At 58.4% G+C, this 15379-nt stretch carries 17 protein-coding genes; 13 read left to right on the top strand and 4 right to left on the bottom strand.

Features of this window, described 5'->3' with window-relative positions:
* Window positions 1–9: 9 nt before the first annotated feature.
* A complete protein-coding gene (locus tag ACR0IY_RS15095) occupies window positions 10–1428 on the bottom strand; it encodes a dihydrolipoyl dehydrogenase family protein (protein WP_480674658.1) in 1419 nt (472 codons plus the stop codon).
* A gap of 3 nt (window positions 1429–1431) precedes the next feature.
* The gene (locus ACR0IY_RS15090) at window positions 1432–2190 is read right to left on the bottom strand and encodes a TVP38/TMEM64 family protein (protein ID WP_480674656.1); all 759 of its coding nucleotides are present in this window, start codon (window positions 2188–2190) and stop codon (window positions 1432–1434) included.
* Window positions 2191–2459: 269 nt separating this feature from the next.
* On the opposite strand from ACR0IY_RS15090, the gene rpmH reads away from it, so the two are divergent.
* The 13 genes from rpmH to ACR0IY_RS15025 all read left to right on the top strand — a co-directional run bounded on the left by rpmH (window position 2460) and on the right by ACR0IY_RS15025 (window position 13173).
* The gene (gene rpmH / locus ACR0IY_RS15085; protein WP_005980833.1) at window positions 2460–2594 is read left to right on the top strand and encodes a 50S ribosomal protein L34; all 135 of its coding nucleotides are present in this window, start codon (window positions 2460–2462) and stop codon (window positions 2592–2594) included.
* Window positions 2595–2619: 25 nt separating this feature from the next.
* Complete coding sequence (gene rnpA, locus ACR0IY_RS15080) at window positions 2620–3045, top strand: ribonuclease P protein component (protein ID WP_480674654.1); 426 nt, start codon at window positions 2620–2622, stop codon at window positions 3043–3045.
* On the top strand, window positions 3042–3287 hold the full coding sequence (gene yidD / locus ACR0IY_RS15075; RefSeq protein ID WP_480674652.1) for a membrane protein insertion efficiency factor YidD: 246 nt from the start codon (window positions 3042–3044) through the stop codon (window positions 3285–3287). The genes rnpA and yidD overlap by 4 nt, the downstream gene beginning before the upstream one ends.
* A gap of 52 nt (window positions 3288–3339) precedes the next feature.
* On the top strand, window positions 3340–4233 hold the full coding sequence (gene ttcA / locus ACR0IY_RS15070; protein WP_480674650.1) for a tRNA 2-thiocytidine(32) synthetase TtcA: 894 nt from the start codon (window positions 3340–3342) through the stop codon (window positions 4231–4233).
* A 71-nt stretch (window positions 4234–4304) separates the two neighbouring features.
* Window positions 4305–5849 (top strand): putative bifunctional diguanylate cyclase/phosphodiesterase, encoded by a 1545-nt coding sequence (locus tag ACR0IY_RS15065; RefSeq protein ID WP_480674648.1) that lies wholly within the window; start codon window positions 4305–4307, stop codon window positions 5847–5849.
* A gap of 123 nt (window positions 5850–5972) precedes the next feature.
* On the top strand, window positions 5973–7775 hold the full coding sequence (gene yidC, locus ACR0IY_RS15060; RefSeq protein ID WP_480674646.1) for a membrane protein insertase YidC: 1803 nt from the start codon (window positions 5973–5975) through the stop codon (window positions 7773–7775).
* Window positions 7772–8509: an MOSC domain-containing protein gene (locus tag ACR0IY_RS15055; RefSeq protein WP_480674644.1), complete on the top strand. Its 738-nt coding sequence runs from the start codon at window positions 7772–7774 to the stop codon at window positions 8507–8509. Before yidC ends, ACR0IY_RS15055 begins: the two co-directional genes overlap by 4 nt.
* Complete coding sequence (gene yihA, locus ACR0IY_RS15050) at window positions 8506–9159, top strand: ribosome biogenesis GTP-binding protein YihA/YsxC (protein ID WP_480674642.1); 654 nt, start codon at window positions 8506–8508, stop codon at window positions 9157–9159. Before ACR0IY_RS15055 ends, yihA begins: the two co-directional genes overlap by 4 nt.
* Entirely contained in the window at window positions 9156–9524 is a 369-nt protein-coding gene (locus ACR0IY_RS15045) for a DUF2946 domain-containing protein (protein ID WP_480674640.1), read from the top strand. The genes yihA and ACR0IY_RS15045 overlap by 4 nt, the downstream gene beginning before the upstream one ends.
* Before the next feature lie 67 nt (window positions 9525–9591).
* Window positions 9592–10995 (top strand): PepSY-associated TM helix domain-containing protein, encoded by a 1404-nt coding sequence (locus ACR0IY_RS15040; RefSeq protein ID WP_480674638.1) that lies wholly within the window; start codon window positions 9592–9594, stop codon window positions 10993–10995.
* 114 nt (window positions 10996–11109) lie between these two features.
* Window positions 11110–11973 (top strand): acetylglutamate kinase, encoded by an 864-nt coding sequence (argB, locus tag ACR0IY_RS15035; protein WP_480674636.1) that lies wholly within the window; start codon window positions 11110–11112, stop codon window positions 11971–11973.
* A 19-nt stretch (window positions 11974–11992) separates the two neighbouring features.
* Window positions 11993–12679 carry a ferredoxin gene (locus ACR0IY_RS15030; protein WP_480674634.1) on the top strand — a complete coding sequence of 229 codons (687 nt, stop codon included), beginning with the start codon at window positions 11993–11995 and terminating at the stop codon, window positions 12677–12679.
* Window positions 12676–13173 carry a SixA phosphatase family protein gene (locus tag ACR0IY_RS15025; RefSeq protein WP_480674632.1) on the top strand — a complete coding sequence of 166 codons (498 nt, stop codon included), beginning with the start codon at window positions 12676–12678 and terminating at the stop codon, window positions 13171–13173. Before ACR0IY_RS15030 ends, ACR0IY_RS15025 begins: the two co-directional genes overlap by 4 nt.
* 46 nt (window positions 13174–13219) lie before the next feature.
* On the opposite strand, the gene ACR0IY_RS15020 is transcribed toward ACR0IY_RS15025, so the two are convergent.
* Both ACR0IY_RS15020 and ACR0IY_RS15015 read right to left on the bottom strand, forming a co-directional pair.
* A complete protein-coding gene (locus tag ACR0IY_RS15020; RefSeq protein ID WP_480674630.1) occupies window positions 13220–14011 on the bottom strand; it encodes an amino acid ABC transporter ATP-binding protein in 792 nt (263 codons plus the stop codon).
* A 12-nt stretch (window positions 14012–14023) separates the two neighbouring features.
* On the bottom strand, window positions 14024–15379 hold the full coding sequence (locus ACR0IY_RS15015; protein WP_480674628.1) for an amino acid ABC transporter permease: 1356 nt from the start codon (window positions 15377–15379) through the stop codon (window positions 14024–14026).

Genomic DNA, 15379 nt, shown 5'->3' with positions numbered 1-15379 from the left:
CCTTCCCGGTCAGGGCATCCAGCGCTGGACGAACCTGACCACTCGTTTAACCATTTGATTCTCAAACAGCCTTGGCGAGAAATAGGCACCCGCCACACGTTTGTTAACCTCTCCGATCGTCGGATAGGGCGAAACCATCGCAGCGATCTGCCCCATCTTCAGGTTATTGGCCAAGGCCAGCGACCACAAGTTGATCAGTTCGCCTGCCTGATGACCCACGATTGTAGCGCCCACCGGCCGGCCTTTTACGACCATGACCTTAATGAAGCCCTTGGTCTTGCGTTCCGAGATCGCACGGTCGTTGTGATGAAAGTTGAAACGAGCGATTTCGACCTTGCCGCCGTGATGTTCGCGTGCCTGCGCCTCTGTCAGGCCGACCTGTGCCAATTCCGGGTCGGTGTAAGTGGCCCACGGGATATGGGCCGTTTTTGCCTTGGACGGCAACCCGAACAGGGCAGAGCGGATGATGATCCCGGCGTGGTATCCGGCGACATGAGTGAACTGCAGACCGCCAGCAACGTCGCCAATCGCATAAACTTTTCGGTTGGTGGTGCGCAGCGCCTCGTCGACCTTGATGCCAGTTCGGGTTGGTTCGATCCCGGCGGCCTCGAGGTTCAGACGGTCGGTGTTGGCCTTGCGCCCCGCTGCCACCAACAGGTGCGAGCCGGTGTAGATGTCGCCATTCTGGGTCACGACTTCGACCAGACCGTTATTGTCGCGAATCTGAGCAACCATAGCTTGCTCATGGATTGCCACGCCCTCCGCGCGCAGGGTGTCCAGCACGATCTCGGCAGCCTCAGGATCATCCTTGCCCAGCGCCTGCATACCTTCGATCACCGTCACCTCGCAGCCCAGACGGATATGAGCCTGTGCCATTTCCATGCCAATGGGGCCACTGCCGATGATCAGCAGGTGTTCGGGTTTATCCTGCAAATCGAAGATCGTCTCATTGGTGTAGTATGGCACCTTGTCCAACCCGGGGATCGGTGGCACCAAAGGGGACGAGCCGGTCGCAATAACCACACGCCGCGCAGTGATCAGGTTCTCACCCGCCTGCACCTGCGTCGGTGAGACAAAGCTGCCATATTCGCGGATGACTTTTACCCCGAACCCTTCGAACCGCTCCTGACTGTCCATCGGTTCGATCTGTGCGATCACGTCAGACACATGGTCCTTGGCCGCCGCATAATCGACCTGTGGCGCCACATCGGCCACGCCCAGCGCCGAAGTATGCGCCTGCATGTAAGCCGCCTTGCCACTCGCAAGCAGGGCTTTGGACGGCACGCAGCCAAAGTTCAGGCAGTCGCCACCCATTTTATGACCCTCCAAAAGGATCACATCAGCGCCCATCTGGCTGGCTCCGGCGGCAACGGACAAACCGCCCGACCCGGCCCCTATCACCAGGATATCGGTCTTAAGTGCTTGCATGAATCAGGCGTCCTTTCGGCCACGCAGGGATTTTATGACGATCGGCAAAGCGGCCAGGACACACAAGCCGATGATGGGGCCGATTACAAAGGGCTCCCAAAGAAGCGATACGTCTGGTGTTTCACCCCTGTCGAACACACCACCCAGCCCGACACCGATCCAGGTGTAGACAATCCCGCCCGGAATGATGCCCAGCGCCGTAGTTATCAGGAAGTTGCGGAACTTCACACCGACCAGCGCCGGCACCAGGTTGGCCACAAAAAATGGCACTACCGGCACGAGTCGCAGCAGAAACAGCACCGAAATCTCGTTTTCGCGCAAGCCATCCTTGAGCTTCTTGATGGTGCCTTCCGATGCTTCCAGCCGGGCTGTCAGAGATTCTCCCAACCCCCAGCGGGCTGCCAGAAAGATCGCGGATGCACCGATCGTTGCGGCAAAGACGTTGAACACGGTTCCGGCAAACAGGCCGAACAGGAACCCTCCAGTCATAGAGGCCACTGCCGCCCCCGGCAGCGAAAAGGCCACGATCACGATGTAAATCGCCACAAATGCGCCCGCCATCGCCCAATAATTCGCATCCCGCCACGCCAAAAGCGCCTCCCGATTGTCGCGCAGGGTTTCAAAGGTCAGGTAATCCCCCAGCGTAAAGAAGCCCACCGTTGCAACGGCGAGAATCACCAGCAATGGAATATGCCGCGCAATTCCGCTGCGCGGGGCCTGAGTTGTATCACTCATAAGGCTGTCCGGTTTAGTGCGTTTCATTCTGCACTCAACATGCGATGCTTGCAGCTCTGGCAACAGGGGCCTCACGCTGCCTTGATCTTTCTGGTCGGTAATGTGAGGGTTTTGGGCCGCCAAACCGTCTTTTTGAAACCTTTTGCCCGCTGCGGTTACAGAATTGTTGCAAAAGGCGATAAAACCCCCACCTAGGGGTTTGACTTAGCCCCCACTACCCAGTAGAGGACGGGCTTCGAACACCACGGGCAGGCGAATCCGCGCCGCACCCGACCGCATAGATTGGAGACGGAGCGATGAAACGCACCTATCAGCCTTCGAACCTGGTTCGCAAACGCCGCCACGGTTTCCGCGCGCGCATGGCCACCAAGGCCGGCCGCAAGATCCTGAACGCGCGCCGCGCACGTGGCCGCAAGTCGCTGAGCGCGTAAACCGCTCACCGAACAGGTTATGAACATGACGCCGCCGGAGGCCCCTGAGGATGGTAAGGACCAGCCCGGGGATACGCCCCCGGCGGCGTCCGTTTGCGCGCCTGAAACTCTGACCGTTCTCAAAAAGCGACCCGATTTCCTGAAAGCCGCGCGGGCGCGCAGGCAGGGTACCGCGTCTATGATGGTGCAGGCCCGCAAACGTGCCCCGGATGAGGGCGCGGGGATTCGCGTCGGCTTCACCTGTTCCAAAAAAGTCGGCAACGCCGTAGCCCGCAACCGCGCCAAGCGGCGTCTGCGCGAAGCCGCCCGCGCCGTGCTGCCCGTGCAAGGGCAGGACGGATGGGACTATGTTCTGATCGGCCGCGCCGAGGTTACCGCAGCCCGTCCGTTCGAGGCTCTAATGGACGATTTGCGCTATGCCCTGCGCAAGGTTCATGGGCCGCGGAAGTGACCTTTCTGGCCCATATCTTCGCCCTGCCCGTTCGGGCTTACCGGCTGATCTTCAGCCCTTGGGTCGGGTTCAACTGCCGCTATCAGCCCACCTGCTCAGCCTATGCGTTGGAAGCGTTGGAAAAACACGGCGCCATCAAGGGCGCGTGGCTGACCGCCCGCCGGATCGGGCGCTGCCACCCCTGGGGCGGGGACGGCTATGATCCGGTTCCGGACACACCTGATCGGACCGACGCGGACTAGACCCAACACCCGGCCACTTGCCCGGTTGCGTCAACTATTGTAGGGGCTGCGCATGTTTGACGAAGCTGACGATATCCACCCTCTTTTTGCCGGCGCGCCCTCGACCACCGAGTTCAAAAAGCTGCGCAAGCGCATCGTGCGCCAAACCCGTGAAGCTATCGAACACTACGGGATGGTGGACCCGTCCGCGCACGACAAAGATGGCAAACCGCCTCGCTGGCTCGTCTGCCTTTCCGGTGGCAAGGATAGCTATACTTTGTTGGCCGTACTCTATGAACTGAAATGGCGCGGCCTGCTGCCCGTTGATCTGCTGGCCTGCAATCTGGATCAAGGCCAGCCCGGCTTTCCCGCAACTGTTCTGCCCGAGTTTCTCGAGCGCATGGGCGTGCCCCATCGCATCGAATACCAGGATACCTATTCCGTCGTCATGGATAAGGTTCCGCAAGGGCGCACCTACTGTGCGTTGTGCTCGCGCTTGCGCCGGGGCAACCTGTACCGGATCGCCCGCGAAGAGGGCTGTTCGGCTGTGGTGTTGGGGCACCACCGGGACGACATCCTTGAGACGTTCTTCATGAACCTCTTCCACGGCGGGCGTTTGGCGACGATGCCGCCGAAACTGGTGAATGAGGAAGGTGACCTGTTTGTCTTCCGCCCCCTCGCTCATGTAGCCGAGGCCGATTGCGAAAAATTCGCCAATGCCATGAACTATCCTATCATTCCCTGTGACCTGTGCGGCAGCCAGGACGGGTTGCAACGCCAGCAGGTGAAACAGATTTTGGACCAATGGGAAAAGAATAGCCCCGGCCGGCGGCAGGTGATGTTCCGGGCCTTGACCAACGCACGGCCCTCGCACTTGCTGGATCCGAAACTGTTCGATTTTCAGAACCTTACCCTTAAACCCGGCAAAAATGACGAAAATTCAGACGAAATTCCGCTGCTGCGTTAACGTCTGACTCAGATTGGTTTTCTACGGTTGCCTCCTACGTGCAATGCCCAACGTAAAGGCCCGGAAAACCGATGTGGAATCATATCGACGTTGATCGCGTTCTCAGTTCTTTAGCCTCTGCTTTTAGCGGCCCGGCTGCTTTGGCTTTTGCTCCGGCGATAAGCCTGGCTGCATTCTGGATCGGCGGTGAAAGGGTTCTGATCGTCGTTGCCCTCGGGTTGCCCCTCGTTTTTGTAAGTGCAGCCGCGCTGGGTACTCGGATTCAGCATTTTCACAGGCGGCGCAATCCAACCCACGGTCTGATTCCGCACGACGTTTTCACTGCCGAGATGAAGGATATCTTCAGCTCATCGCACGTAAGCGGGGCAGATTCGGCCTGCATTATCATCGCGCTGGATGATTACCCGGACTTTCTGGACCTTCACGGGAATGCAGCCGCCAATCATTTGGCGCAGCAATTCGGCAATCGCATTCTTTCGGTCGTCCGTTCGCAGGACATTGCAACCCGGTTGGATCATACTAGGGTCGCCGTCTGCTTGCATCCGTCTCATCAGTTGAATCTTGAGGCCTGCATTCAGATGGCCGGACGCATTCAATCCGTAGTGGAAGAACCTGTAACACTAAACGGCGCAGCTATTTATATTTCATGTTCTATCGGTTTCTGCCTGCTGTCCGGCGTGGTCAACGGCCCGCACGAAGACTGGTTCGACGCGGCCTCGGCTGCATTGAGTGAGGCGCAGCGGAATGGACCGTCTACCATCCGCGCCTTTTCCAGCGAGACCCGCCGCCGCTCGCGCATTCGGGCCAATCTGCGCAAGGAATTTGACGCCGCACTGGACAGCGGTGAAATCCGCCCTTGGTTTCAGCCCCAAATCTCAACGGATACCGGTCGCGTCACCGGGTTCGAGGCGCTGGCGCGCTGGGAACACCCGCAGAAAGGTGTGTTAGGGCCGCAGGTATTCCTGCCCTTTGCCGAGCAGGCCGAATTGATGGAGCGGTTTGGTCAGGCGATGCGCCATCACGCTTTTGCCGCCATGCGCGACTGGGATCGTGCTGGCGTTGTGGTTCCCCGGATCGGTGTGAATTTCTCCTCGGACGAACTGCGTGACCCTACCCTGATCGACCGACTGAAGTGGGAGATGGATCAGAACGATCTGACTCCGGACCGGCTGGCGGTAGAAGTTCTGGAAACCGTGTTCTCGCGCCGCCCCGACGATGTGATCACCCGCAATGTAACCGGTTTGTCTGAACTGGGGTGCTGCATTGATCTGGATGATTTTGGCACCGGACATGCCTCGATCGCGTCGATTAAACGCTTTGACGTCACACGGATCAAAATCGACCGTTCGTTTGTGGCCAAGGCCGATCGTGACGCCAGCCAACAGCAATTGGTCAGCGCCATTCTGACCATGGCTGAACGTCTGAATGTCGAAACACTGGCCGAAGGCGTCGAAACACAGGGTGAGCACACGCTGATGGCGCAACTGGGATGCGATCACGTCCAGGGCTTTGGGATCGGTAAGCCGATGCCCTTTGAAAAGACACTGGACTGGATTGCGTCACACCAGAACATGGTGAACGGAGTACCAAAGATCGGACGAAAGACAGGCCAATAATCGCAAGTTTACGCCACAGAATCGCGATCTGTGGCGAATTAACAGGTGATTCCGCTTGACCTTTGGGGCTGCACTCTGTTGAACCCACCGGGTGTCTTTCCCTGCTTAAGGTGGCTGTCCCCGATGGACGATCAGAACAAGAATCTCATCCTTGCAACCGCGCTCAGCTTTATCGTGATCCTTGTTTGGTTCGTGCTGTTCCCGCCACCGGAACAAACCACCCCACCCGAGCAGGCCGAAATCACTGTCACCGAAGGAACTGAGGTTCAGACTCCCAGTGCCTCGGGTACAGGCAGCGTTGGCGAAGCAACCGCAGCCGTCGGAGACACACTGACCGAAGCAGAAGCACCACGGGTTGAGATCGACACTCCTCGACTGAAGGGCAGCCTGTCGCTGTCAGGCGGTCGGATCGACGAACTGTTCCTGAAGGACTACAAAGTCTCCATCGAGGAAGGCGCACCGATCGTTGAACTGTTATCACCGGTCGGATCGGAATCTGCCTATTACGCACTGTATGGCTGGGCTCCGGGCGCGGGCGTTTCGGGCACCGACGTGCCTGGCCCGAACACTCCTTGGACCGTTGAAGAAGGTGAAACGCTGGGTGTTGATACCCCAATCACCCTGAAGTGGGAAAATGACACCCGTCTGACCTTCCGCCGCATGATCTCGGTTGACGAAAACTATATGTTCACTGTCACCCAATCGGTTGAAAACGCGTCGGGATCTCCGGTTGCCATGGCCCCCTACGGCATACTTGCCCGCCACGGTATTGGGGAAGACGGCGATATCCCCGACCTGAAGAACTTTTTCATCCTGCATGAAGGCCTGATCAGCATGGCGGATGGAACCCTCACCGAGGTCGACTATGGCGACCTTCAGGACGAAACCGAGACGTTCGAAAACATGAATGACGGTTGGATCGGTTTCACCGATCACTACTGGATGACCACGCTTATCCCAGAACAGGGTTCCGTTTTCACCTCGTCGGCGAAGTTCAACAACCAAAACAAAGTCTATCAGGCTGACATCAAGACACCGACGCTGACCATCGGTGCCGGTGAGACCGCAGAGGTTACCACACGTCTGTTCGCTGGTGCCAAGGAATGGGAAACCATCCGCGAGTATCAGGCGGAAGGCGTGCAGAAATTCATCGACAGCATCGACTGGGGCTGGTTCTTCTTCCTGACCAAGCCGATCTTCTGGCTGCTGCACAACATCAACGCCCTGATCGGCAACATGGGCTGGTCGATCATCGGCCTGACGCTGATCATCAAGGCGATCCTGTTCCCGCTGGCGTTCAAATCCTACGTCTCGATGGCGAAGATGAAGGAACTGCAGCCGCAGATGGAGGCCCTGAAAGAGGCCGCCGGGGATGACCGCCAGAAGATGCAGCAGGGTATGATGGAGCTGTATAAGAAAGAAAAGGTAAACCCTGCCGCAGGCTGTTTGCCGATCCTGTTGCAGATCCCGATCTTCTTCTCGCTGTATAAGGTGATTTTCGTCACCATCGAGCTGCGCCAGGCCCCTTGGTTTGGCCCGTTCCAGGACCTCAGCGCTCCGGATCCGACCTCGATCATGAACCTGTTTGGCCTGTTGCCTTTTGCTGGGCCGCAGCCTGACTCGATCATGGCGCTGATCTTCATCGGTATCCTGCCGTTGCTGTTGGGTATCTCGATGTGGCTGCAGCAAAAGCTGAACCCGGCACCAACCGATGCGACGCAGGCAATGATCTTTGCCTGGATGCCGTGGGTGTTCATGTTCATGCTGGGCGGCTTTGCGAGCGGGCTGGTCGTTTACTGGATCGCGAACAACACGATCACGTTCACGCAGCAGTATCTGATCATGCGCAGCCAGGGATATACGCCGGACGTCTTCGGCAACATCAAGTCGGGTTTCAAGCGCACGCCTAAAACGGACGACAAATGACGGCTGAAGTAACCCAGCTCTGGCGGCATCCGATCAAAAGCCATGGTCGAGAAGCCGTCAAAACCGTAACCGTGACCCCCGGGCAGACCATGCCCGGGGATCGCGTTTGGGCGGTCGCGCATGAAGCCTCCAAGGCGGATGGGGCACAATGGGTGCCCTGCGCCAATTTCAGCAGGGGGGCTAAGGCACCGCAGCTGATGGCGATTTCGGCGCAATCGGATGGGGACTCAGTGACCTTGTCCCACCCCGACCGGCCCGACCTGACGTTTGCGCCCGATCACGAACAGAAAGCCTTTCTGGATTGGGTTAAACCACTGATGCCTGAAGATCGGGCGGCATCGACGCGGATCATTAGGGTGCCGGGCCGGGGGATGACCGACAGTGATTTTCCCTCGATCAGCCTGTGTAACATGGCCTCTCATCGAGCGGTTGGACAGAAGCTTGATCAGGATCTGTCAATCCATCGCTGGCGTGGCAACATCTGGTTCGATGGTTTTCCTCTGTGGGAAGAGTTCGACTGGATTGGCCGTGAAGTTCAGATTGGCGAGGCTGTGTTCCGTGTCCGCGAACGCATCACCCGCTGTTTGGCAACTGCAGCCAACCCTGAGACTGGCCTGCGCGACGCCGATACGCTGGGCGCGCTACACACTTGGGGCCATCAGGATTTCGGCGTTTATGCCGAGGTTCTCAACGGCGGTCCTATCTCGGTTGGCGATAAGGTACATCTGCTATGAGCATGCTCCCGTTTCCTTTGGCTGAAGACCCGGATGAATTCGCGCTGGAGCGGGGCCGCAAATTGTTTGCAGGCCCGTCAGAGTTCGTCAAAGGCGTCGTCGCCATGGACGGCCTGCCTGCACCCGACAGGCTCGAGGTATGCTTTGCGGGCCGCTCGAACGTTGGCAAGTCCAGCCTGATCAACGCACTGACCGGGACCAAAGGATTGGCGCGGGCCTCGAACACACCCGGCCGCACGCAGGAGATTAACTTTTTCACCCAAGGCCCCGAGCTGTATCTGGTTGACCTGCCCGGCTATGGCTACGCAAATGCGCCTGTGAAAGTGGTTGAGAAGTGGCAGCGGTTGCTGAAGAAATATCTGAGCGGCCGTCAAACCCTGCGCCGCGCCTTTGTCCTGATTGATTCGCGCCATGGGGTGAAACCTGTGGATGCCGAAATCATGAAGCTGCTAGACACTAGTGCGGTGACGTTTCAATGCGTCCTGACCAAGGCTGACAAGGTCAAAGCCAAGGAACGGCAGAAGGTACTGGAGCAGGTCCGCGGCGCGCTGTCCAAACACCCGGCAGCCTTCCCGGAAATCATTTTGACCTCGTCTGAAAAGAACGACGGTATCCCAACCCTCCGTTCGATCATCGCGCATCTGGAATGATGCGCGGGCTCCGTCTATGCGGTCTGCTGACCCTGCTGGCGGTGTTGACGACCAGCGTGATCCCGCAGGGGTGGATGCCGGCGACAGGTTCGGACGGAAAGGTTTTGCTGGTGCTTTGTACCGGCGACGGAGTGGTCGAACAGTGGGTTGATCTGGACCCTACCGATCCTATTCACGATGACACAGATGAACGTGCCATGTGCCCCTTTGCGGGACTGACAGCGGACGCTGATATTCCCAAGGTCGGAACATTCGTCCCTTTTGCGTCACCCATACTGCCGCGCTGGGATCATCTGGAATTCACCCATCACACAGCAGGGTTTCATACCCGGTATGACGCGCGCGCGCCGCCTCTGACCTCCTGATTCAGCACATCACTGTCTGAACCTGCGCGGACGCCGCGCGGGGCAATTATTGAATCCGGAGACTCAAATGGCACCTGATAGCCAAATCGCGGGGAATTCCCCGGCGCAAACTTCTGTTGCGCAAAAATTCTACTTCGCCGCCTGGCGGTGGCACTTTTATGCGGGCGTTTTCGTAATCCCGTTTCTAATCATTCTGGCCGTTACGGGATTGATGATGATGTTCATTACCCAGTTCGACGGGCGCGACGGTGAAAAAATCGCCGTCACCGTTCAGGACAGGGCCTTACCCGTATCCCAACAGGCCGAAATCGCACTGGCCGAGGTACCCGGCACTGTGGCTGAGTGGATCGGCCCGAAAGCCGCTGATCTGGCCACCGTGTTTCGGATCAAGACCGAGGCCGGACAGCGCCTTGTGGCGGTTGACCCCTATGCCGGGCAGGTTCTGCACGTCTGGGACCGGCGCGCCGGATGGTATGATCTGGCCGACAACATCCATTCCACGCTGCTGATCGGCACGACCGGAGACCGCATCCTTGAGATCGCCGCTGGGTTTGCCCTGCTGCTGGTGTTTACCGGGCTTTACATGTGGTGGCCGCGCGGGAATGCGGCTGCAGCCTTCATTCCCAATCTACGCGCCCAAGGTCGCACCCTTTGGAAATCGCTACATGCAGTGGTCGGGTTCTGGATTTCACTGTTGCTGGTTGTGTTTCTACTTTCGGGGATGTCATGGACCGGGGTCTGGGGTGGCCTGTTCGTTCAGGCCTGGAGCAGCTTTCCAGCGGAAAAGTGGGACAACGTGCCCTTGTCCGACGACATTCATGCTAGCATGAACCACGGGCATCAGAATGACGTCCCCTGGGCGCTGGAACAAACACCAATGCCCGCCTCGGGTTCTGACGCCGGAATAGGCGGCGTGCCGCAGGGTATGCCCGTGGATATTGACGCCTTGGTCGCACTGGGTAACGCACTGGATATGACCGGACGGTTCCGCGTTGCCTTCCCTGGCAGTGATACCGGGGTCTGGACCCTGAACCGGGACAGCATGAGCGGTGACTCGACCGATCCGGCGAAGGATCGAACTGTCCATGTGGATCAGTACACCGGTAAAATTCTGGCCGACGTCCGGTACGAGGACTACTCGTTGATGGGCAAGGCCATGGCCGTGAGTATTCCGTTCCATATGGGTCTGATGGGGACGTGGAATTTCATTCTGAATGTGCTGTTCTGCCTGTGTGTCATCTTTGTCTGCGTCTCGGGCGTGGTGATGTGGTTCAAACGGAGACCGCAGGGTGCGGGGCGGCTTGCGGCCCCTCCGATGCCCGCGGAAATGCCACTGTGGAAAGGTGCAACTATGATCGGGCTGTTCACAGCGATGGCGTTTCCGTTGGTCGGTCTGACGCTGCTGTGCCTGCTGGCGGTCGATATGCTTTTGGTCAGCAACATCCCGGCCATAAAACGCGTCATGACGTGACAAAACCGGGCCGCGCCGATCAGGTGCGGCCCTATCGACACCGCTGTTTCCGCTATCCGGTCTTGGCAGCACCCTCCAAAGGCCCTAACACGGAGTTTCAGAGGGACCGAAGCCATGAAGACACGAGATATGAACCGGGACTGGATTGCCACCGCCGCCACCTTGAACAGCGCTCTGCCATACTTGCAGCGCTATGACGGTGCCATTGTCGTCATCAAGCTGGGCGGCCACGCCATGGGCAGCGATGAGGCGATGGAAAGCTTCGCCCGTGACGTCGTGCTGATGAGACAGGTCGGCGTAAACCCGGTGGTCGTGCATGGCGGTGGGCCGATGATCAACGCAATGCTGGACAAGCTGGACATCCAGTCCGAGTTCGTGAACGGAAAGCGCGTGACCGACAAGGCCACCGTTGAAGTGGTCGAGATGGTGCTGTCCGGTCTGGTGAACAAGCGCATCGTGCAGGCGATCAACAATCAGGGTGGGTCCGCCGTGGGGCTCTCCGGCAAGGATGCCAACCTGATGATCTGCGACCAGGCCGACCCTTCACTAGGCTTTGTTGGCTCGCCGTCCGAGATGGACCCTGCCATCCTGCAGAACTTGTTCTCGCATGACGTAATCCCGGTAATTGCACCTCTGGGCGCAGGTCGAAATGGTGAAACGTTCAACGTTAATGGTGACACCGCCGCTGGGGCCATTGCCTCTGCTCTCAAGGCGGACCGGCTGTTGCTGCTGACTGATGTCTCGGGCGTGAAGAACGCGGGCGGAGAGGTCGTGACTGAACTGAAGGCAGGTCAAATCCGCGAAATGACGTTGGACGGCACCATTGCGGGCGGCATGATTCCAAAGACCGAAACGGCTCTGGACGCGCTTCACAGCGGCGTCCGCGCGGTGGTCATTCTGGACGGGCGTGCGCCCAACGCCGTCTTGTTGGAGCTGTTTACCGAACACGGTGCCGGGTCACTGATCCGCCCCGATTGACGCAAACCCCAGAGGAGAGATGACCGGACATCCCCCACCATCCTCTTACGCGGCAGCAATTAGCTATGGCTGGGTCACGCGTGCCGCGTATCAAGCGGGCCTGATCGTCATGGGGGCGACACATCCGCGACTAAGTGGTGCCAAGGGTCTGGACGGGGGAACCCTGGTTCTATTGGGCGCGGGTGCGGCCTTCTGGCCCGTCTTAAAAGTGTCCCCGGAATGGTCGGCGTCGGACCCGGTTGATCGCTGGTCCAGCCGCGTCATCGGGCAGATGGCACGTGATCTGGGCGCACAGGCCCATTTTCCGTTTGGCGGACCACCTTACGCACCCTTTATCGACTGGGCGCTGAAATCCGGTCGCACCTTCAGCAGCCCGGTCGGTGCTTTGGTGCATGATACGGTGGGTATGATGATCTCATACCGCGGGGCGCTGCATTTCCCGCGGGAATTTGACATTCCGGAAGTCAGCAGCACGTCACCATGCACAGACTGCCCGGCCCCCTGCACCCAGACCTGCTCAGTCGGCGCGCTGAACACCCAAAGTTTCTATGACGTCGATGCCTGCCATGGCCATCTTGCCACTGCCGAAGGGCAAACCTGCATGACAGGGGGGTGCCTGGTGCGGCTGTCCTGTCCGCTCAGCGTGGGTGCGGGCCGGGACCCGGAGCAATCCGCCCATCATATGAAAGCGTTTCACCCCTCATGACCCGCACCCTGATCTTGACCCGCCATGCGAAATCCAGTTGGGATAGCCCTACCCTCAGTGATCACGACCGCCCGCTGAACAATCGCGGGCGCAAATCGGCACCCGCGATTGCCCGTTGGCTGCGCGAAAATGGCTGGCTGCCGGACGAGGTGTTGAGTTCAACCTCAACCCGTACCCGCGAAACCTGGGAACGAATGGAGTTTCAGGCCGAAAAGGTCAGTTTTCACAGATCACTCTATCACGCGACCCCCGAGGATATTTTGATCGAGCTTTCCGGTGCCTCAGGATCGACCGTTCTGATGTTGGGACACAATCCGGGGATTTCCATCTTTGCCACTCGCATAGTCCGTCAGGCACCGGATCATGCTCGGTTCACTGACTACCCAACCTGCGCAACGACAGTGATCCGCTTTGACCTTGACGATTGGGCGCATGTCGGATGGCACAGTGGCGACGTGCTGGGTTTTGCAATCCCGCGTGAGTTGCCCGAATAGAAAAAGGCGGGACCAAAGCCCCGCCTTTGAAACGATTTATCCGAAATCAGTGACCCAGAATCTGGCTTAGGAACAGCTTGGTCCGTTCGCTCTGCGGGTTGTTGAAGAACTCTTCCGGCTCGTTTTGTTCCACGATCTGACCTGCGTCCATAAAGATTACGCGGTTGGCGACCTGACGAGCAAAGCCCATCTCGTGCGTCACGCACAGCATGGTCATGCCTTCCTCGGCCAGTTCGATCATGGTGTCGAGAACCTCTTTGATCATCTCGGGGTCCAGCGCCGAAGTCGGTTCGTCGAACAACATAATGCGCGGCATCATGCAGAGCGAGCGGGCAATCGCCACACGCTGCTGCTGACCACCGGACAGCTGACCAGGGTACTTCAGCGCCTGATCCGGGATCTTCACCTTTTCCAGGAAATGCATCGCGCGCTCTTCGGCCTCTTTCTTGGGCGTTTTACGCACCCAGATCGGGGCCAGCGTGCAGTTCTCTAGAATGGTCAGGTGCGGAAACAGGTTGAAGTGCTGGAACACCATGCCAACCTCGGAACGGATCTTGTCGATGTTCTTGAGGTCATTCGACAGCTCTGTCCCGTCCACGACGATCGTACCCTGCTGGTGTTCTTCCAGCGCGTTCAGGCAGCGGATCAGGGTGGATTTACCCGACCCTGACGGCCCTGCGATCACGATCCGCTCGCCCTGATTGACGGTCAGATTGATATCACGCAGCACGTGGAAGGCCCCGTACCACTTGTTCATGTTGGTGATTTCGATGGCGACCTCGTCGCTCACCTGCATCTTCGAGCGGTCGATTTCGCGTTCAATTGCAAGTTCAGACATGTGTTGAACTCCTTAACGGTGGCCAGTCTGAAGCTTGCGCTCCAGATACATGGAATAACGGGACATGGAGAAGCAGACGACGAAGAACAGCGCACCGATAAAGGCGAACAGTTCCCAATAGATGCCGTTCCAAGCGGTATCGGCGCGGATCGCGTTTGCCAGACCGATCACATCGAACAGTCCGATGATCGACACCAGCGTCGTGTCCTTGAAGATACCGATGAAGGTGCTCACGATGCCCGGGATCGAGATTTTCAGCGCTTGCGGCATGATGATCAGCCGTTGTGCCTGCCAGTAGTTCAGGCCCAGACTGTCGGCCCCTTCATACTGACCACGCGGCAAGGCAGCCAGACCACCCCGGATCACCTCGGCCATATAGGCAGCCGAGAACAGGGTCATCATGATCATCACCCGCAGGATGATGTCAAAATTGGTGCCCGGCGGCATGAAGATGTTCAGCAGCAGCGAGGCCACGAACAGCAAGGTGATCAGCGGCACGCCCCGGATGAACTCGATGAAGCCCACGCAGAGGTATTTGACGATCAACAGATCGGACTGACGGCCCAGCGCCAGTAGGATACCGATCGGCAGCGAAACACCGATGGCCACAACGCCCAACAGGATCGCCAGCATAAAGCCACCGAAGTCGCGGCTTTCTACAGGTGCGATCCCGATCGGAATGACCGAATTGATCGCGCCGGCAACTGAACCCGAGGCAAACAACCACCAGAGAAGCGGCAAGGCGATCGCAAGAATCAAGGCCACGAGTGATCCCGCAACGGGAAACACAAACTTGTAGACGATATACCCAATAGCGAACCCAGCGGCGACCATCAGCGGCGACCAGATGCTGCCACCCCACATCAGCCATGGAAGCAGGAACGGATACGCCGCGGTCACAATCAGCAGTTTGCGCGGCACTTGGGTGAACAACACAGGTGCAATTGCGACAAGCAACAGGATGAAGGTCAGGTTCGGTCGGAAATAGGCCGGCCAGCCGCCTGCTTCGGGTGGATTGGACCACGTTGCATTCGGTTCAGCAGGGTACGGAGGATAGAACCCGTACAGCAATTGCAGCCAACGATCTTTGATCACACCCCAGCAGGCATGACCATGGGTATCACCCCATGTTGCCATCATGATCTCACGACACTCTGACAGGGAATTGGCGTTCCAGACGGATTGGAACGTCCATGCCAGGATGTTGGACAAAACATAGTAGATCAAGATCAGCGAGATGATCGTCAGGATAGCGTTCAGCCAGCTTGAGAACAGGTTATGCTTGATCCAGCCGAGCACCCCCACCTCTGAAGCGGGCGGTGCCTTTTCCGGCAACATTTCCGTGCGGACAAATGAAACATCACTCAT

The organism is Ruegeria sp. BC1 (assembly GCF_056539305.1).
This window is presented reverse-complemented; position numbering and strand designations above follow the sequence as displayed.